The following is a 20029-nucleotide window of genomic DNA, read 5'->3' on the forward strand; positions in this document are numbered from 1 at the left end:
TTTTCAAAACAAACAAACAACATCAGATTATGAAAACTTTAAAAATAATTCCATTATTGGTTTTTACAATCCTATCTCTTTTTAGCTGCGATAACAAACCAAAACAAATTACAAAAACATCAGATTACAATAAATATTTGAATGTAAAAGATAATAAATCAATAACTTTTGCCAATAACGAAATTGATTTCTGGCAGAAAAAATTTGATACAGCTCCCAATCAAATCAGCTATTTAAGCATGATAGCCTCTAATTATGCTACACTTTTTGAATATACCGGAAATATCAAATACTTATATAAAACGGAGGCATTGCTAACCCAATCTAATAGTACATATAAGTATTCTAAGGTTTCTACCATTCGATCTTTAGCAAGAAATTATATTGCGCAGCACCGCTTTAAGGAAGCTTTGGGCTTAGCCACTAAAGCTTTGGCAATAGGAGAAGGAAAGAAGGAAACTCAAAAATTATTATTTGATGTTCAAATGGAATTGGGTAATTATCGGGAAGCCTTAAAGAATTTGAATGCTATGCGTGATATGAAAGATTATGATTATCTCATTCGCTTAGCAAAATGGAATGATCACAAAGGTGACTTGAAAACGGCTATAACTTTTATGGAAAAAGCCAGGGATATAGCAGAGAAAGAAGACAATAAAGTACTTAAAATCTGGTCGTATTCTAACTTAGGTGATTTTTACGGTCATGCTGGAAGAATCCGAGAATCATATGATAGTTATCTGAAAACGCTGGCAATAGATCCTAATTATTCATATGCTTTAAAGGGAATTGCGTGGATTGTTTTTTCTCATGAAAGAAATACAGAAGAAGCAAAAAGAATTGTTGAAGCTATTGAAGTGACTCACAATACGCCTGATTTTTACTTACTGAAATCTCAAATTGCACAATTTGTAGGAAATAAAGCCAAAGAAGTAGAAAATAGAAATGCTTATTTCACAATGCTAAAAGATAATAATTATGGCGCAATGTATAACAAATACAATGTTTTGATTTATGCTGATGCAAAAGAAACGGCTTCGAAAGCATTAGAAATTGCAAAAGTAGAAGTGGATCACCGTCCAACTCCTGATTCTTATGATTTACTTGCATGGTCTTATTTAAATACTGGTCAAAATAAAAAAGCGTTAGAAATTGCTCAAAAATATGTTGTGGGAAAATCATTCGAACCAAAAGTACAGTACCATTTGGCTATGATTTATAAGTTTAATAAAGAAGTCGAAAAAGTTGAACCAATTAAGGAAGAATTACTTTCCAGCATTTATGAATTGGGACCTAACTTAGATAAAAAGGTAAATCAATTATAATCATTGATGAAAAATATTTTTGTAATCCTAATTGCTTTCTTTGGAATGGTATCTTACAGTCAAATTCAAAAAGGGAAAGTAACGGATAGGGACGGAAATCCTATAGAGAATGCCTACCTAATTAATACAAGTACAGAAACTCATGCGCATACCGATGAATTTGGAATGTTCAGTATTGATAAAACTGGCCTGAAAGATGTGTTGAAAGTAACTGCTTTAGGGTATAAAAAAACAAGTTTTACCGTTGCTTCATCAGAAATTATTGTCAGCTTAGAAGGTGATAGCTTTAGATTGAATGAAGTGGTAATTCAGGCGAAACTTTCGGCTATGAATGTGATTTCGAAAATAGATTTGCAGACTACACCTGTAAATTCTTCGCAAGAAATTTTACGAAAAGTACCGGGATTATTCATTGGTCAACATGCCGGTGGGGGTAAAGCGGAACAAATTTTCTTGAGAGGGTTTGATATTGATCACGGTACCGATATCGCGATTTCAGTTGACGGAATGCCGGTAAATATGGTTTCTCATGCGCACGGACAAGGTTACGCCGATTTGCATTTTGTAATTCCGGAAACCGTGGAAAAAATAGATTTTGGAAAAGGAACGTATTATGCTAACAAAGGGGATTTTGCGACTGCAGGATACGTTGCTTTCCAAACTAAAGATAAATTAGAGAAAAGCAGTATTGGACTTGAAATAGGACAATTTAATACGTTGAGAATAGTAGGATTGTATAATCTTTTGGGTAACCAAAAAAAGCAGAGTGCTTACATTGCAACCGAATATATTTTAACCGATGGACCTTTTGATTCGCCTCAAAATTTTAACCGAATCAATTTATTAGGGAAATACTCAGCTATTTTTGAAGACAACAGTAAGTTTTCCATTTCAGCCTCTCGTTTTTCCAGTAAGTGGGATGCTTCTGGACAAATACCACAGCGATTGGTTGATAATGGAACCATTTCAAGATTTGGTTCTGTTGATGATACAGAAGGCGGAAATACGTCCAGAACTAATTTAAATACTTCCTTGAGTAAACCGATAAACGAAAATACATTCATAAAAGCCAATGCATTTTACTCTAAATATGATTTTGAATTGTATTCTAATTTTACTTTTTTCCTTGAAGATCCTATCAATGGAGATCAAATTAGACAAAAGGAAAATAGAAATATATATGGAATGAACGCTGAGCTGAATAAGAAAACGAAGCTAAATGATGTGAATTTATCATTGCAATACGGAGTTGGTTTTCGAGCAGATGCTAGCACTAATACGGAGCTTTCGCATACATTAAACAGAAGAACGGTTTTAGAAAATATAAAATTAGGAGATATTGATGAGTCAAATTTATTCTCGTATGTGAATTCGGAATTCAGTTTTGGAAAACTAATGATTAATCCCGCAGTGCGAGTAGATTATTTTAAATTCAATTACCAAGATAAATTGACCATGGATTATAAAACGCAGTCGGCAAGCAAAGTGAAAATCTCTCCGAAGTTGAATTTTATATACACAGAGAATAACAATTTGCAATTCTTTGTTAAATCTGGAATAGGATTTCATTCGAATGATACTCGGGTTGTGGTTCAAAACAGTGGAAAACAGATTTTGCCTACGGCTATAGGGACTGACGTTGGTACGATTTGGAAACCATTTCCAAAGTTAATCGTGAATTCAGCTTTGTGGTATTTGTATCTGGAACAAGAATTTGTTTACGTAGGTGATGCTGGAATTATTGAGCCAAGCGGAAAATCTAAACGTATGGGATTTGATTTGGGATTGCGTTATCAACTGAATGATTGGCTGTATCTGGATACCGATGCTAATTACACGTATGCCAGAAGTATTGATGAACCAAAAGGACAAGATTATATTCCGTTAGCGCCAGATTTTACATCTACTGAAGGTTTGAGTTTCCAGAAATTGAATGGTTTTTCAGGCGGAATTAGATATCGCTATCTAAAAAGTCGTCCTGCAAATGAAGACAATTCCATTGTTGCCAAAGGCTATTTTGTTTCGGATTTTAATATTAATTATAAAGTTAAAAATATTTCTTACGGAATAGTAATCGATAATTTATTTAATACCAAATGGAACGAAACGCAGTTTGCCACTGAATCAAGGTTACAAAATGAATCAGCAAGCGTAGAAGAAATTCATTTTACACCAGGTACCCCGTTTTATGCAAAAGGTAAGATTACGTATACCTTTTAATATAATATTTAAGTTTTGTTGTTTATTTGTTTGGAAGCCTGGTGTTTTTTTTAATATCAGGCTTCATTGTTTTTAACTTTTGTTTAGCGAAAATAAATTTTTAAGGAACAATTAATTGTTTTAATTTTATAAAAAATATAATTATGAAATGAGCAGAACAAAAATACGGTGATGTTACCGATATTTATATGCGAATTCCATATTCAAAAAAAAACAAATATTATCTACGTATGAAAAATCTATTATTCTTAACATGTTCTATCATGTTTCTTCTTAGTTGTCAAAATCAGGCACAAACAAAAAAAACGAAATTAAATAAAAATAATACTGTTATGGCCAAGGAAACTATTTATCAATTTAAAGTTGAGGATTTATCTGGAAATATTTTTGATTTTGCATCTCTTAAAGGTAAAAAAGTAATGATTGTTAATACCGCTTCTAAATGCGGATTAACACCTCAATACAAAGATCTTGAAGCCATCTACAAAGAATATAAAGACAAAGGATTCGTGATTGTAGGTTTTCCAGCTAATAATTTTGCTTCACAAGAGCCAGGAACCAATGAAGAGATTGCTACTTTTTGTCAATTGAATTATGGAGTGACCTTTCCTATGATGGACAAAGTTTCTGTAAAAGGGGATGATATGGCTGCTATTTATCAGTTTTTGACTCAAAAATCTAAAAACGGATTGCAAGATTCAACGGTAGAATGGAATTTTCAAAAATACCTAATCAACGAAAAAGGAGAACTTGAAAAAGTGATCTCGCCAAAAACATTACCAACAGATCCTTCAATAATAAGTTGGATTAAAGCATAGTTTATAAAAGCACAATAAAAAAAGCGATTTTCGGGAAACTGAAAATCGCTTTTTTATTTTTAAAAATAAAAATTAAAATTTTTCATTTTTGAAAATTTCTGCAACGGCTGCTTCATAATTCCGAATGCTTTGTGCTTTTTTTATTTTCTTTAAAACTTTGTGCGGATTTGAAAACGTAGCCGAAAAATATTCCCATAAATGATACATCTTCAGTAAAATATGCGTTGATCCCGATAGGGACTCACTATAAATAGCATACAAAGTATCATGAAATGCACTGAATAATTCAATTTTATTTTCAGGATATTCTGAAGTATTGTTTCGTATCATACTTGGTAGAAAAGGATCAGAAATTAATCCCCGCCCAATCATCCAGTGGTCTATAGAAGGAAAGCGTTCTTCCATTTCATGGAATTTAGCTACGGAGGTTATATCTCCATTGTAATACAGTTTATGTTTCGTAGTGTCAACACAAAGCTGGAACGCATCTAAGTTTACGCCACCTTTATACAATTGCTTCCCAATGCGCGCATGAATTGCAATATTCTTAATTGGATAGGTATCTAAAATGGGTAAAACGTCAAGAATTTCTTCACTGTTTTCATAACCCAATCGCATTTTCATAGAGACAATAATATCCGATTCAGAATGTGCTCTGTGAAGAATAGTATTAATTTTATCGGGATTGTTGATCAAACCGGAACCCATGCCAGACTTGGTCACCATTGGATAAGGACAGCCTAAATTCCAGTTTAATTCCTTGTAACCCAATTCTCGAACATATTTGGCCACAAATAAAAATTCATCGGCATCGTTCGTTATAACTTGCGGAATTACCTCTAAATCTAGATTGTTTTCAGGAAGAAGGTCGCGTTCGTAAGATGGTTTTATAACCATTTTTCCGTTTAGACGAATGTACGGGGAATAAAAGGTGTCAATTCCTCCAAAAATTTTGTTTTGAGCATTCCTAAAACGAAAGTCAGTAAATCCTTGTAAAGGAGAAGAAAGTAATGTGTAATCCATAATATTTGTAAAAGTGCAAATATACTACTTCTTTATCTGCTATTGTTTTTATTAGGGAAACTATGTTTTTTGTGAAGCAGAGATTTTTCGTTTTATTCTAGAATCAACTGCATAAAAACCGAACTGAGCCAACGGTCAAATTTATATCCCGATTCTTTAATAACGCCTACAGTTTCGAATCCATATTTTTCATGAAAAGCAATACTTCCTTTGTTTTCAGCATCAATAACGCCAATCATAGTATGATAACCTTGTTCTTTTGCCAATTTAATCAGTTCACCCAATAATAATTTTCCGATACCTTTTCCTAAAAATTCTTCTGCAACATACACAGAATGTTCGACCGTAAAGCGGTAGCCTGTTTTATGACGAAAAGAGCCATAAGTTGCATATCCAATTGTGCCATTTTCAAATTCAGCGACAATTACCGGTTGATTGGATTTTTGTTTCTCTTCAAACCATGCTTTTTGGGTTTCAAAATCATGCGGCTCATAATCATAATTAGAAGTGCTATTAAGTATTTGGTGATTCACGATTTCCAATATTGTATCAATATCAGCAAAAACAGCCGGTCTTATCTTGATTTCCATTATAAATAATTTTACTCCAAAATTAAGAAAAATCAACTGAAACTAAAGGAAAAAGGATTACAACTTTGTAACTTTGTAACATAGAAAATTTATCAAATGATTTACCCCAAAATACCTTTAGCACAAAGCATTATTCAGATTTGTTTAGCCAAAGGAGTTACCACCATCATAATTTCTCCGGGTTCTCGAAATGCCCCTTTAACAATAGGTTTTGTAAACAATCCAGCTTTTCAGTGTTATAGTATCGCCGATGAGCGATGTGCCGCTTTTTTTGCACTCGGAATTGCCCAGCAAACAAAACAACCTGTGGCTTTAGTTTGTACATCAGGTTCTGCATTACTTAATTATTATCCTGCTTTTGCGGAAGCTTTTTACAGCCAGATTCCTCTGATCGTGATTTCTGCTGATCGACCACAAAGCAAAATTGATATTGGTGATGGGCAAACAATTCGTCAGGAAAATGTATTTGCCAATCATTCTTTGTATAATGCCAATTTAAACGAAGTTGTTTCAAAAGAAAATGATTATAAAATAAACCAGGCAATTGATATTGCTTTGAATGAAAAAGGACCGGTTCATATTAATGCACCTTTTGAGGAGCCTTTGTACGAAACAGTTTCAGAGCTATCCATTGATATAATGGTGAATGCTTTTGCTAATTTGAATCCATTGCCTGCAATCGAAAATTTATCTGAATTCGCTTCTATTTGGAACACTTCAACTCGGAAAATGATTCTTGTTGGGGTAAATGACCCTGATATGATTTCTGATAAAACAATCCATTTTCTGGCAGATGATCAGTCGGTTGTCGTGATGACAGAGACCACGTCAAATTTGCATCATCCCAATTTTATAAATAATATTGACACGATAATTACGCCTTTCACTTCAGATGATTTTGAGACTTTTCGTCCGGAAATTTTGGTGACTTTTGGTGGAATGATTGTTTCTAAGCGTATCAAAGCTTTTTTACGAAAGTATAAGCCTAAACACCATTGGCACATAGATACTTTAAGAGCGTATGATACTTTTGGAGCATTGACAAATCATTTTAATGTTAATCCGAATTCGTTCTTTGAAGCTTTTTTACCTTTGACTACTGCAATCAAAAGTGACTATTTTATCAAAATGGATGCAGTGCAAACGTTGCGAAAAGAGAAACACAGAGCTTATTTAGCTAAAATTCCTTTTTCCGATTTCGTAGTTTTCGAGAAAGTGATTAAAGGAGTGCCAATAAATAGTCAATTACAAATCAGCAACAGTTCGGCCATTCGATATGCGCAATTAATAGACATCCATCCATCGATTGATGTATATTGCAATCGCGGTACGAGTGGTATTGACGGAAGTACATCAACAGCTATTGGTGCGGCTGTCTCGTCATTTGGACGAGATGAAAAACAGACTGTTTTTATAACAGGGGATATCGGTTTCTTATATGACAGCAATGCGCTTTGGAACCAATATATACCAAAAAATTTCAAAATCATTTTGATTAATAACGGTGGTGGCGGTATTTTTAGGATTTTACCTGGGCATGAAGAAAGTCCCGTTTTTAATACTTTTTTTGAAACGTCACATTGTTTAACTGCAGAACATCTAGCTAAAATGTATGGATTTGATTATAGTATCGCAAGTGATGAAGGGAGTTTAGAAACCAGTTTGACTGCTTTGTACAATCAAAGTGACAGACCAAGTATTCTGGAAATTTTTACGCCAACATTAGAGAATAACCGAATTTTATTACAGTATTTTAAAGAATTAATATAATCTGGAAGTGTATATTTTTATCAAAAAAACATTGCTGTTATAAATAAATGTTTAAATTTGAGTGAGTTAAAAAAAATATAACGAACTATTAAAACTTTATTTATGAGTGCAAGAGAAGAATTAATTGTAAAGTATGCCGCTGATTTGAAAGACAAATGTGGCGTTACTCCTGATATGGATTTGTTGATAAAAGTTACTATTGGCTGCGGACCTTCTATTTATAATAAGGATTCAGCAACAGTGGCCGGAAGTCAGCAATCAGAATTAGATACGGTAAAAAACAATTTCCTAATCAAGAAATTAGGTCTTGCAGACGGACCAAATTTAGATGCCGGAATAGATGCAGTTATTGAAAAGTATGGTCGTTCAAACGCTAATAAATATAGAGCAGTGATTTATTATTTATTGACTGTTCACTTTAAAAAAGAAAGTGTTTACAATTAACGATTAATTTGTAAATAGTACCCATAAAAAAAGCGTTTGCCTAGGCAAACGCTTTTTTGTTTAATGGCAAATTGAACCATTACGAAATTAAGATTCATTTAGAAATACTTAATCTTATAAATGTCTTAATGCTTCAAAATCTTCTGGTGTCTTAACGAATTGGAATAGGGAAAACAGGTAAGCTGCAATGACCTAATTCATCAACTGCTTGTACAGCGAAGAAATAATTATCTTTAGAATAGGGAATTTCGGCTTTTAGATCTTTAATAAAAAATGCTTTTTCCCAGTGTGGCGTTGCCGTTTCTCTAATGAGAATGTTGTAACCATAAACAGGCTTTCCTTCCGGAGCATTCCACACCAAAGTAGAGAAATTAGTCAGGTCTTTTACTTCGATTCCCACATTTATTGGTGCTTTTGGTGACCGCGCTAGATTGCTGAAAGTTGCCAAGTTAGAACAGGTTATTTTTCTCAAATATTCAAAATCCATAAATTCAGGAAGATCTCCGTATTTTATGTTATTTTCTGTTCTCAGATTTTGATGCTGTTGATTGTAGTTTTCATTCCTTTCACAAAAACGAATAGCGGTGAATCCATTTTGGCTAAAAGGAGTATGATCACCCCCGCGTAAAAATCGGTCGTTTCTGTATACTAAATTTATGTCTAATTGTTCCACATATTGATTGGTAACTGTTTTGATGTAACGGGCTAATTGTCTTGATGGACTGTCGTTATCTCGATTGGTAGCCTTGCGCATTTTGGCTTCAGCTTCCGTTTCCAAGTAGGGAATCGTTTCACTAAAAACCCTAACCTTAGTATTGTCTCTTAAATTAGTACCGCTCGATAGACTGTTTCCAATCATATCGTTATTGATCATCGCAATTACATTCCATTTTGATTCTTTGGCAATATCGGCCAAATGTTTTGCTCCATATAATCCTTGCTCTTCACCGGTTACCGCCACAAAAATCAAATTGAAAGGAAATGCTCTTTTGCTCATAATTCTTGATAATTCCATCATGGCAGCAACTCCTGAAGCATCGTCATTAGCACCTGGCGCATCTGATTTAGCATCCATAACATCAGTGGCACGGGAGTCTAAATGTCCGCTAATAATTAAAACGCGATCATCAGTAGGATCTGTACCTTTTAATGTTGCCATTACATTACCCAGTTGGCTGTCAGTTGCAATGCGTTTTCCATCCGCTTTAATCATGAAATAATCAATAGTTGCCGAAAGTCGTCCACCAGATTCTAACGCATATTTATCAAATTCAGACTTTACCCAACGTTGTGCCGCTCCAATACCTCTTGTATTGCTTTTGGTGTCACTTAAGGTATGTCGGGTTCCAAAAGAAGCTAATTTGCGTACTGTTGCTTCCAGATTTTCCGCTTTTACTTCGGCAACCATTTTTTTGATTTCAGGATCATCGATTGTGGTTTGTGCGTAATTGGTATGAGAAATGAATAAGAGCAGGAATAGATAAAGAATCGAGGTAGGTTTCATTAATAGGAATTATTTTAGTTTTCTCAAAGTTAGGAAAAAAAAAGAAATTAGAAGCGAAATTAAATTTTAGGATTTATTCTTCGGAAAAACAAAACGTTCTAATTTAGCCCCGATGGAAGCAAGTATCCTTTTTATAAACGCTTTTAACCCTGTCAGAGTTCAAAACTCTGACAGGGTTGTGTTTAAAAAAGATACTGCGGACAGCGGGACAACTCGTAATGAAAGAACGTAAAGTTATGCTCCTAAAAAAGAAAATAATCATCGGATTTGGGCTTTATTTTTTTGTGGACGGTTTCTTAATTTACTATTTTCAAACTTCGTACCTTTGCGCTTTAGAAATTGAAAAAAAAATGATTGAAATAGGAAAATACAATACGCTTACCATTTTACGCGATACTAAAGTGGGTTTGTTTCTTGGGAATCCAGAAAAAGATCCGGAGGGAATACATGATATTCTTTTGCCTAACAAATACGTACCAAACGAATTTGAAATAGGTGAGGAGTTAATAGTTTTCGTGTACTTAGACCACGAAGAAAGACCAGTTGCTACCACATTAGAACCTTATATATTATTGAATGAATTTGCACTTTTGCGTGTGAATTATACCAACCAGATTGGGGCTTTTATGGATTGGGGAATGGAAAAAGATATTTTGGTTCCGTTTAAAGAGCAGGCGCGTCCTATGGAAAAAGGGAAACGGTACTTGGTGTATCTTTATATGGATGAACAAACCAAGCGCTTGGTGGCTTCAAGTAAATTGAATCAGTTTTTAAAAAATGACCACCTAACAGTTGAAAAAGGGGAAGAGGTAGATTTAATCGTTTCCCATATCACTGAGTTAGGAATTAACGTAATCATCAACGAGCAGCACAAAGGTTTGTTGTACAAAGATGAGGTGTACGATGATGCAATTCGTACGGGAGACCGTATGCGCGGGTACATTAAAACGATTCGTCCTGACAATAAAATTGATGTGGCATTACAAGTTCAGGGCTATCAAAGCATCGAACCGAATGCGGAGAAAATTCTAGATGAATTAAGAGCCAGTAGGGGTTTTTTGCGTTTGACTGATAATTCACATCCGGAAGACATTAAAACGGTTTTGAAGATGAGTAAGAAAACTTTCAAGAAAGCGATTGGTGCCTTGTACAGGGAAAAATTAATAGAAATTAAGGAAGACGGAATTTACTTGGTTAAGGAATAAAAAAAAAGAAAGACTAATCGTAGCGGTTAGTCTTTCTCTTTTTACTACTGTTTCATAAATTTAAAACCGTAGTAAAATAATCTAAATTTCTTTATTAAAGTGTTTTTTATTCACTTAACAAATTTAATAGTATAAACTATTGGCATGTTGAATAAAATTCCATTTGCTTTAATAAATGTGGTTTGCCTTTAAATATCCAAACATTCACTTTGTAGCGTATATTCAATTTTACATTAAAGCCGTTGGTTTTGTATTTTTCAAAAGATTTGTACTCTCAACAATTTTTGTTGTGCTCAACCTTGGCAATGAGCGAGGACGACAATCTATTTTTTAACCGTAGGTGTAAATTTTTATTTTTCTGCTATTGGGACAAATGCTCTTTTAAATTGCTCATTATTCCCGGTTTTAAAAATATTTTTATAATTTATTACCAAAGAAAAAGAAGCGACAAAATTTTTAATTGTGTTCAAACAGTCATTTTTTAGGTTAATAATTCAGTGAAAAAAATGCCAAATCAGATTAAAATAACACGTACAACAATGATTAGCAATGATTAAAATTAATAATTATTTTGTTTGACGACAAATATTTCCTAATTTCATTTTGGTTTTTTAACATTTTTAGCTTATTTTATGAGAGAATGATTACCCATGACCTACTATGAAATAGAGTAGATATTATGGGAAAAATATTTTAATTTTACAGTAAATAATTTAAACGAATTGACATGGATTGGATTACTGCCAAAGAATACGAAGATATTACTTATAAAAAATGCAATGGTGTTGCCAGAATCGCTTTCAACAGACCGGATGTACGCAACGCTTTCCGTCCAAAAACGACTGCTGAATTGTTTAATGCTTTTTATGATGCCCAAGAAGATACTTCAATTGGAGTAGTTTTATTATCGGCGGAAGGACCATCTTCAAAGGATGGTGTGTATTCTTTCTGTAGCGGTGGAGATCAAAACGCACGAGGTCATCAAGGATATGTGGGTGATGACGGACAGCACAGGCTAAATATTTTAGAAGTACAACGATTAATCCGTTTTATGCCAAAAGTAGTCATTGCTGTAGTTCCTGGTTGGGCTGTAGGTGGCGGACATAGTTTGCATGTGGTTTGTGATTTGACTTTAGCCAGTAAAGAGCATGCTATTTTTAAACAAACCGATGCTGATGTTACCAGTTTTGATGGAGGATATGGTTCTGCGTATTTGGCCAAAATGGTCGGACAGAAAAAAGCTCGTGAGATTTTCTTCCTTGGACGCAATTATTCAGCTCAGGACGCTATGGATATGGGGATGGTAAATGCCGTGATACCGCATGAGGAATTAGAAGATACGGCGTACGAATGGGCACAGGAAATTTTGCAAAAATCACCGATGGCTATCAAAATGCTGAAATTTGCTATGAACCTTACCGATGATGGTATGGTGGGACAACAGGTTTTTGCCGGTGAAGCAACCCGTCTTGCGTACATGACCGAAGAAGCGAAAGAAGGTAGAAATGCATTCTTGGAAAAAAGAAAACCAAATTTCGAAAAAAAATGGTTACCATAAAAAGTTTGATGTTTAAAGTTTAAAGTTGTTTTAACCAGGAACTTTAAACTTTTTAACCATAAACTTTAAACTAAACTTTATAAATGGAAAATTTCACAAACGAAATTATAGATACGAGTCAGCTTCCAAAATTTGAGGAAGTGCAGTTTACAGCTTTGCATCCTAATTATTGGAAAGTAACTTTGATAAGTTGTTTTATTTTAATAGTGTTTATATGTTTTGGAATGATGTTGGGATTGATTTTTATAAAAGAGTTGTCTGAGTTTCAATTAGAATTAATCAGCTTAACGACTGTATTAATAGTTTTTATTTTATTGTTTTCCCGTATCGCTTTCCGCAAAAAAAGATTCGCTTTCAGGAACCACGATGTTCTTTTTAGACATGGAATTATTGCGACAAATACAATTGTAATTCCTTATAACAGAATACAACACGTGGCTTTGCATGAAGGATTAGTTTCCCGTTATTTTGGATTGGCTAAAATTGAAATTTTCACCGCTGGAGGCAGTTCCAGTGATATTGAAATTCCAGGAATTGAAAAAGAGCAAGCCGAAAATATCAAGCAGCTGTTAATGGGTAAAATACAAAAACAACTTTAATGAGTACGGATTTCAGTCAACCGCAACGTCAGTCTGTTGTTGGGATTTTAGTGCTATTTTTTTATTCGCTGCAGCAATATGGAAGAGCGTTATGGCCCATTATTGTAATTTGGATTTTCAAGTTTGATGAAGTTAATAAAACGTATCTTTTACTTGGAGGAATTCTTGTGTTCGTTGCTACAGCAGTAGTTTCGTATTTGAAATATTTGAATTTCACTTTCTTTTTAGATACCATAAACGAAGAATTTATAATCACCGAAGGAGTCTTTAATAAAACTAAAACGGCGATTCAGCTCCATAAAATCCAACAAGTAAATATAAATCAGTCTTTTGTTCAAAGGATGATTGGCATATACGAACTTGATGTAGATACAGCCGGAACTAATAAAAAAGAAGGCGCAATTAAAGCAATTTCGCATGAACTGGCATTGGAATTAAAATCTCGTTTGTTGCAAAATGAAGTTAAAAAAAGTAGCAGCGAAACCCAGGAATCCCCATTTGTAGAATCAATTGAAAAACAACTTGAAGAAGAACATCCTTTTATAAAAATAAGTTTTTTAAGCTTGTTGAAAATTGGAATTACCTCTAATTACGGAAGAAGCATTTCGTTATTGTTGCTGTTTTTCATCACAGTTTCCGATTACATAAAAAAAATCACAGGCAGAGATGTTTTTCATGACGAAAATATTGAAAATTATGTTGATAAGAATTTAGTAATTCAAACCTTTTCCATTTTTATTATACTGTTGCTGTCGACTGTTTTGGTAATCAATTTGGTTCGCATTGTTTTCAAATATTACAATTATAACATCACAAGACAGAAAGGTTCTTTGTTGCTTTCTTTCGGTTTGTTAAATACAAAAAGCACGATTATAAAGCCAGAAAAAGTTCAAATTACAACAGTTACCAGTAATTATTTTCAAAAGAAAATGAATATTCTGGAACTAAAAATCAGGCAAGCCACAAGCGGTGAAAAAGAAGAGCGCAAATCAGCAATCGAAATTCCAGGTTGCAGCGAATCAGAAAGTGATGCAATATTGAAGTTGTTGTTTCGAAAAATTCCCAAGAAAGGGGTGATGCTAAAACCTAATTTTCGTAAGCTTGGTTTTTCTCTTTTCTTATCGGTAGGATTACCTTTGTCTGGATTCGGAGCATTTGGATATTGGATTACGCCTGCTGTTTTTGAATATAGTTATTTAGTGCCAATTTACATTGCCTTACTAGGATTGGTTCAGTTTTTTAGATTCAAAAATAATAGACTTTTCATCGATAATCATTTTATTATCAAACAAAGTGGCGCTTGGGATATTAGTAATGAAATTATTGAACCGGCTAAAATTCAAGCGATTACGACTTCACAGCTTTTTTGGCATAAAAATTTAAATATAGGTTCAATAACTTTGCATACTGCTGGTGGTGAAATCTCTTTCCAATTGGGTAATTTTACAACAATAAAACAATATGTCAACCTTTGGTTGTACGAAATAGAAACCTCCAATAGCAATTGGATGTAAATAAATTAGTTTAATCGTTGATTATTTAATCATTTAACCGAATAATCGAATCAACAATTAACCGAATAAACAGTTAAACAAAAATATATGAAACACTGGATTCAAGCCGCACGATTAAGAACATTGCCGTTATCAGTATCCGGAATTATTGTGGGTAGTATGTATGCGCTGGCAAACCCAACAGATAACGTCCTTACACCAACAGAAGTATTCAATTGGCGGATATTTGGTTTTGCTATCTTGACGACTCTTGGATTGCAAATACTATCAAATTTTGCTAATGATTACGGGGATGGTATGAAAGGAACGGATAACGAAGACCGTATAGGGCCAAAACGCGCCATACAGAGTGGCGTAATCTCTCCTGCAGCTATGAAACGTGCTATAATAATAACTTCATTACTGACTTTGCTCTCTGCGATATTATTGATTTATTATGCGTTTGCAGATACGAATATCTGGTATTCTTTATTCTTTTTAGCATTAGGACTTTTATCTATTGTTTCGGCAATTCGTTATACAGTGGGGAATACTGCCTATGGATATCGTGGATATGGCGATTTGTTTGTCTTTGTGTTCTTTGGTTTGGTTAGCACCTTAGGGGTTAATTTTCTTTATTCAAAACAATTGGATTTTGTGTTGCTTTTGCCAGCAATTGCAATCGGATTATTGAGCGTGGGAGTTTTAAATTTGAACAATATGCGTGATGAAGCTTCAGACAGGAAGTCTAATAAAAATACAATTGTTGTAAAAGTTGGTGGAAGTAAAGCAAAAAAATATCATTATTTTTTGGTGATTACAGCAATGGTTTTGGTTCTTATTTTTGCGTTGTTAAGTCATTTCCACTTTGACCAATATTTGTTTTTGTTGGCTTACTTGCCTTTAACTAAACATTTAATTAATGTTTATAAAAATAAAGAGCCTAGATTGTTAGATCCTGAATTAAAAAAATTAGCGCTGAGTACTTTTGCGCTTTCGATATTATTAGCATTGTCTATGATATACTTTTTTTCAGATTTAATAGTAAATAATTCTTAGCAGGAAAAGAGATAACAGTAAAGATTCAAGGTTTGACTTTTCAATCTTGGAATCATTCAATTTTTAAATTCAAAAAAATGAAAATAACTTTTTACGGTCATGCCACTTTGGGAATCGAAGTGAGTGGTAAGCATATTGTAGTAGATCCTTATATTTCTGCGAATCCTAAGGCAGCACATATCGATATTAACACCTTGAAAGCGGATTATATTTTGGTAACGCACGCTCATGGAGATCATATACTTGACGTGGAAGCAATTGCTAAAAGAACTAATGCAGTAATTGTTTCTAATGCAGAAATTGCAGGATATTATTCTCAAAAAGGGTTTCAATCGCATCCAATGAATCACGGCGGAAGCTGGAATTTTGATTTTGGGAAATTGAAATATGTAAATGCGATTCATTCTAGTTCTTTTCCTGACGGCAGCTACGGCGGAAATCCCGGTGGTTTCGTAATTGAAGGCGAACACAAAAATATCTACATTGCTGGAGATACTGCACTAACCATGGATATGAAGCTAATTCCTATGCGCACCAAACTCGATTTGGCGATTCTTCCTATCGGCGATAATTTTACGATGGATGTCGATGATGCGATTATTGCTTCTGATTTTGTAGACTGCGATAAAATTCTAGGCTATCATTATGATACTTTTGGTTATATCGAAATCGATCATGAAGCTGCTATTCGCAAATTCTTCGATAAAGGAAAAGATTTGATGTTACTGGAAATAGGAAGTTCGATAGACTTGTAATTTTTTTTGAAGCTATTTCCTGCTATCCGCTTGTATCTTTACTTGCTTTAAAAAAAGCAACTAAAGGATACCGCTTTTATCAGGGCTAGGATTATCGTTGATGCGACACATTGTGAACTTCGCGAAAAAACTTTGGGAGCTTAGTGTTTAAATTTTAAACTAATCATGCAAAATAAATATTTCATTTTTTTTATACTATTTCTAGTTTCAACAAGCACTGTTTTTTCTCAAAAAGACGGCTATTGGGATAAAACCCGCGCTACATCAGAAGAAATTACCGTTTCGGCAAGAGATAGGATTGTTATAAAAACCCAAGATTTTCCTGAGGGAACTACCGAAGTCGTTTACAGAATAACACTTTTGGATAAAAATCAGCAAATGGCAGGTAGTTTGGTATCGGTTTTAAAAGCCATTCCAGATCCTACAGGAATCAGTCAAGGTTCAGCAGGAGCGGTTTTTATTCTATCCAAAATTTCGGGAGATGATAAGTGTAAATATGCCATTTTTTCAAAAGAAGAATTAGCTACAAAATATAAAGCAGACGGAAAAACAGATGATGCTTGTTTGGTTAAGGATACGCCCGTTAGCAAAGATGCCAAACGACTTTCTGCAGAGAAATCGGCTTGTATGAAATTGAATTCAGGAAATTTATGGTTTGGTTTCGAAAGTAAGAACTGGATCATGAACCAAAAAATCATCCTTGAAGTGGTGCCTTGGGTTGATAGCAAGCTCAGTCGCGGATGGACTTTAGCAAACAGAAAATCAATCATTGATCAATGTAAAACATCTAATATGGCTCAAAAAATGACCAATTCAGATGATTTTTGCGTTTGTATTCTTGATAAAATACAGTCTAAATACAAGTTCAATGAATTCCAAAAATTATTACCGATGGAGCGTTCAAAAGCTTTTAAGGATTTTGGGAATAGTTGCTTTGGTGAAACAACTCTTTCTAAAGGAGTTTATGATGATTTACGTAAACAAGCCACTTTGTTTGCAAAACTAGGGAAGCAAGGGGAGGCAATCATGAAATTGAGTACTATAATTAATGACGGAAAAGCAACAGCATTAGATTACAATGCGATAGGGAATAGTTATATTTTGACTAAACAGTATGGTAAAGCTATTAAATTTTTAAAAGAAGGCGAGAAGCTGGATGGTTCGGAATTATTGATAAAGCTGAATTTGGCGCACGCTTATTTATTGAATGATAACTATGCTTCTGCAAAAGCCATTTACAAGCAATACCAATCTCAAAACGTCACCGATAGTTTGAGTTGGACTCAAAAAGTAAAACAAGATTTTGAAGCTTTTAAGAAAGTTGGGATTAAAAATGATGATTTTGAAAGAGTTTTGAAGTTAGTCGAAAAGTAGCCTTATAACCTCAATTGTATTCCATTGTGTAAATTAAAAACAACTCGTAATTCATAATTTTTTGAAAGCAACCTACCACAAATATACTCTAGATTTCAAACGACCATCAGGAACTTCTCGTGGTGTTATGACCCAAAAAGAAACTTGGTTTATCGTCTTGGAACACGATGGTAAAAAAGGAATTGGTGAATGCGGAATTCTTCGCGGATTGAGTATTGATGATCGACCGGATTATGAAGAAAAATTGCGATGGACTTGTGGTCATATCCATCTAGGAAAAGACCAGCTTTGGGAAGCGTTATTGGAGTTTCCTTCGATACAGTTTGGAGTAGAAATGGCGTTTCAATCTTTGGAGAGTGAAACCCCTTTTTTACTGTTTCCTTCGGACTTTACAAGTGGTGCAAAATCAATCCTGATAAATGGTTTAGTTTGGATGGGTGACGAGGCTTTTATGAAGGAACAAATCGAGGAAAAACTAGCTAAGGGTTTTCGTTGTATAAAACTCAAAATTGGAGCGATAAATTTCGATAAAGAATTGCAGTTGTTGCGGTTTATTAGGGAGCATTTTACTCCGGAACAGGTAGAAATACGGGTTGATGCAAACGGTGCTTTCGATTCAAATATAGCTTTAGATAAATTAAATCAACTGTCTGAATTTAAATTACATAGCATAGAGCAACCAATACAAAAAAACCATACTGACAGGATGGCAGAGTTGTGTAAAACCACTCCTTTTCCCATTGCATTGGATGAAGAGCTGATTGGTGTGTTTACATTGGGTGAAAAAGAACGGTTATTGAAAAAAATTAGGCCTCAATATATTATTTTGAAGCCTAGTTTTGTAGGTGGTTTTCGAGGTACACAGGAGTGGATTTCTTTGGCTGAAAAGCAAAAAATAGGGTGGTGGATTACCTCCGCTTTAGAGAGTAATATTGGTCTAAATACCATCGCACAATGGACTTTTTTACAACACACTTTGATGCCTCAGGGATTAGGAACTGGAGCACTTTATACGAATAATTTTGATTGTCCATTAGAAGTTTCGCAAGGACAATTGTGGTACAAAAAAGAGTTGGATTGGGCGTTTGATTTTGACCTTTTGGAATAGAATTTCATGGTTTTTCGTGTTCGCCATCACCCAATAAAACGGATAATGATTTTAAAGTCGGCGTACGGTCTGCAATTAATTTCACAATACTTATAAACGGAATAAATAGAATCATTCCCGCAGCGCCCCATAAAATGCCTCCCACAAGTACCATTATAATAATTACAAGTGTGTTTATTTTTAGACGACTTCCAACAGCAAAAGGAAATATAACATAAGCTTCCAGTACTTGTACAATAGAAAATACAAGAATAACACCTAATGGATACCAGATAGAGTTATAGGTCAACCAGGAAACTGTTATCGGCAGTAGTGATGATATCATTATTCCTACATAGGGTATAAATGTAAGAATGGAAGCGATAAAACCAAACAGAAAAGGATGTGGCACACCAATAATTGCGAGACCAACACTATTAAGTAGTCCAACAATCAGATATACAACTAACATTCCTTTGATGAAATTATAATAAGCATGAATGGTTTCAACAAGGATTTCATGTATAATCTTTTTTCTTTCAACTGGAAAGATGCCATACAGTGCATTTGATAAAAGCTGGCGATGATATATTATAAGGGCTGAAAAAACAGGTATTATTAAGAGGATAAATAATGATTCTGATATGGAGTATGCGGTGTTGCGTAACAAAGAAAAAGCTTCAGACCCGGAATTGTCAATTGTTTTTTTGATAAATTCTAATTGTTTTTCATTACTTATGTCAAAGCGTTCCGTGATAAAAATACTTATTTGAGTCGCCGCATCCTTAAGTTTTACTTGTAACAATCGCCATTCATTTAAGAATTCCATCACTTGTGCTAAGAGTAAATAAATAATTGCTCCTGCCATTAGTGTGACAAAAAAAAGGGAAATAATAATTGCAGTTCCTTTATTTGTTCCTTTTTTCTCCATCCATTTGCATATTGGATACAAGATAAAACTAATGAGCAGTGAAAAACTTAAAGGAATAAAAAGTGTTTTTCCAAAGTAAAGTATCAACGAAGTAAATACGATTAGTTGAAGGATTTCCAGAGCTGAAAAGGTTCTTTTGGAAGTAATTGGGTTGGGTATATTTGGAAATGGTACCATACTTTTATCGTATTAAAACTTCAATTTCTTCCCTAGCTTTACCATCAAATTTCTATAAAGAATACTAGTAATAAAAGTACAAATTATAAATCTATTA

The 20029-nt window shown here is 34.0% G+C and carries 17 protein-coding genes; 13 read left to right on the plus strand and 4 right to left on the minus strand.

All coding sequences use genetic code 11. The annotated features are described in order from the left end of the window. The first annotated feature begins 29 nt into the window (after positions 1 to 29). From ACFX5F_RS14510 to ACFX5F_RS14520, 3 genes are all read left to right on the plus strand, one after another. The gene (locus ACFX5F_RS14510) at positions 30 to 1325 is read left to right on the plus strand and encodes a hypothetical protein (RefSeq protein WP_379852729.1); all 1296 of its coding nucleotides are present in this window, start codon (positions 30 to 32) and stop codon (positions 1323 to 1325) included. A gap of 6 nt (positions 1326 to 1331) precedes the next feature. Continuing rightward, positions 1332 to 3545: a TonB-dependent receptor gene (locus ACFX5F_RS14515; RefSeq protein WP_379852730.1), complete on the plus strand. Its 2214-nt coding sequence runs from the start codon at positions 1332 to 1334 to the stop codon at positions 3543 to 3545. 230 nt (positions 3546 to 3775) lie between these two features. Then, the gene (locus ACFX5F_RS14520) at positions 3776 to 4363 is read left to right on the plus strand and encodes a glutathione peroxidase (RefSeq protein WP_379852731.1); all 588 of its coding nucleotides are present in this window, start codon (positions 3776 to 3778) and stop codon (positions 4361 to 4363) included. A gap of 72 nt (positions 4364 to 4435) precedes the next feature. Here the strand turns inward: ACFX5F_RS14520 and ACFX5F_RS14525 are convergent, their stop codons facing one another. Both ACFX5F_RS14525 and ACFX5F_RS14530 read right to left on the minus strand, forming a co-directional pair. Then, on the minus strand, positions 4436 to 5386 hold the full coding sequence (locus tag ACFX5F_RS14525) for a tRNA dihydrouridine synthase (RefSeq protein ID WP_379852732.1): 951 nt from the start codon (positions 5384 to 5386) through the stop codon (positions 4436 to 4438). Between the two features lie 92 nt (positions 5387 to 5478). Further along, positions 5479 to 5976, minus strand: coding sequence for a GNAT family N-acetyltransferase (locus tag ACFX5F_RS14530; RefSeq protein ID WP_379852733.1), 498 nt, complete (start codon positions 5974 to 5976; stop codon positions 5479 to 5481). 96 nt (positions 5977 to 6072) lie between these two features. Between ACFX5F_RS14530 and menD the strand changes: the two genes are divergently transcribed. Together menD and ACFX5F_RS14540 are read left to right on the plus strand one after the other, a co-directional pair. Next, on the plus strand, positions 6073 to 7746 hold the full coding sequence (gene menD / locus ACFX5F_RS14535; RefSeq protein ID WP_379852734.1) for a 2-succinyl-5-enolpyruvyl-6-hydroxy-3-cyclohexene-1-carboxylic-acid synthase: 1674 nt from the start codon (positions 6073 to 6075) through the stop codon (positions 7744 to 7746). A gap of 102 nt (positions 7747 to 7848) precedes the next feature. Then, a complete protein-coding gene (locus tag ACFX5F_RS14540; protein ID WP_379852735.1) occupies positions 7849 to 8190 on the plus strand; it encodes a DUF2853 family protein in 342 nt (113 codons plus the stop codon). 151 nt (positions 8191 to 8341) lie between these two features. Here ACFX5F_RS14540 and ACFX5F_RS14545 read toward each other — a convergent pair whose 3' ends face one another. After that, positions 8342 to 9694 (minus strand): M28 family metallopeptidase, encoded by a 1353-nt coding sequence (locus ACFX5F_RS14545; protein WP_379852736.1) that lies wholly within the window; start codon positions 9692 to 9694, stop codon positions 8342 to 8344. A gap of 350 nt (positions 9695 to 10044) precedes the next feature. Here ACFX5F_RS14545 and ACFX5F_RS14550 point away from each other — a divergent pair, with 350 nt between their 5' ends. The 8 genes from ACFX5F_RS14550 (at position 10045) to ACFX5F_RS14585 (ending at position 18845) form a co-directional block, all read left to right on the plus strand. Continuing rightward, positions 10045 to 10899: a CvfB family protein gene (locus ACFX5F_RS14550; protein WP_379852737.1), complete on the plus strand. Its 855-nt coding sequence runs from the start codon at positions 10045 to 10047 to the stop codon at positions 10897 to 10899. A gap of 727 nt (positions 10900 to 11626) precedes the next feature. Continuing rightward, positions 11627 to 12457, plus strand: coding sequence for a 1,4-dihydroxy-2-naphthoyl-CoA synthase (locus tag ACFX5F_RS14555; protein WP_379852738.1), 831 nt, complete (start codon positions 11627 to 11629; stop codon positions 12455 to 12457). A gap of 83 nt (positions 12458 to 12540) precedes the next feature. Next, the gene (locus ACFX5F_RS14560) at positions 12541 to 13056 is read left to right on the plus strand and encodes a PH domain-containing protein (protein ID WP_379852740.1); all 516 of its coding nucleotides are present in this window, start codon (positions 12541 to 12543) and stop codon (positions 13054 to 13056) included. Continuing rightward, positions 13056 to 14570: a PH domain-containing protein gene (locus ACFX5F_RS14565; RefSeq protein ID WP_379852741.1), complete on the plus strand. Its 1515-nt coding sequence runs from the start codon at positions 13056 to 13058 to the stop codon at positions 14568 to 14570. Before ACFX5F_RS14560 ends, ACFX5F_RS14565 begins: the two co-directional genes overlap by 1 nt. An 87-nt stretch (positions 14571 to 14657) precedes the next feature. Beyond that, positions 14658 to 15608 carry a 1,4-dihydroxy-2-naphthoate octaprenyltransferase gene (menA, locus tag ACFX5F_RS14570; RefSeq protein WP_379852742.1) on the plus strand — a complete coding sequence of 317 codons (951 nt, stop codon included), beginning with the start codon at positions 14658 to 14660 and terminating at the stop codon, positions 15606 to 15608. Between the two features lie 77 nt (positions 15609 to 15685). Beyond that, positions 15686 to 16363 carry a metal-dependent hydrolase gene (locus ACFX5F_RS14575; protein ID WP_379852743.1) on the plus strand — a complete coding sequence of 226 codons (678 nt, stop codon included), beginning with the start codon at positions 15686 to 15688 and terminating at the stop codon, positions 16361 to 16363. Between the two features lie 165 nt (positions 16364 to 16528). Then, positions 16529 to 17737 (plus strand): tetratricopeptide repeat protein, encoded by a 1209-nt coding sequence (locus ACFX5F_RS14580; RefSeq protein WP_379852744.1) that lies wholly within the window; start codon positions 16529 to 16531, stop codon positions 17735 to 17737. A 61-nt stretch (positions 17738 to 17798) separates the two neighbouring features. Continuing rightward, positions 17799 to 18845: an o-succinylbenzoate synthase gene (locus ACFX5F_RS14585; protein WP_379852745.1), complete on the plus strand. Its 1047-nt coding sequence runs from the start codon at positions 17799 to 17801 to the stop codon at positions 18843 to 18845. Positions 18846 to 18849: 4 nt separating this feature from the next. Here ACFX5F_RS14585 and ACFX5F_RS14590 read toward each other — a convergent pair whose 3' ends face one another. After that, positions 18850 to 19932, minus strand: a complete 1083-nt coding sequence (locus ACFX5F_RS14590; protein WP_379852746.1) for an AI-2E family transporter — start codon at positions 19930 to 19932, stop codon at positions 18850 to 18852. Between the last annotated feature and the right edge of the window lie 97 nt (positions 19933 to 20029).

The organism is Flavobacterium zhoui, assembly GCF_042787235.1.
In the GTDB taxonomy this organism is placed as follows: domain Bacteria; phylum Bacteroidota; class Bacteroidia; order Flavobacteriales; family Flavobacteriaceae; genus Flavobacterium; species Flavobacterium zhoui.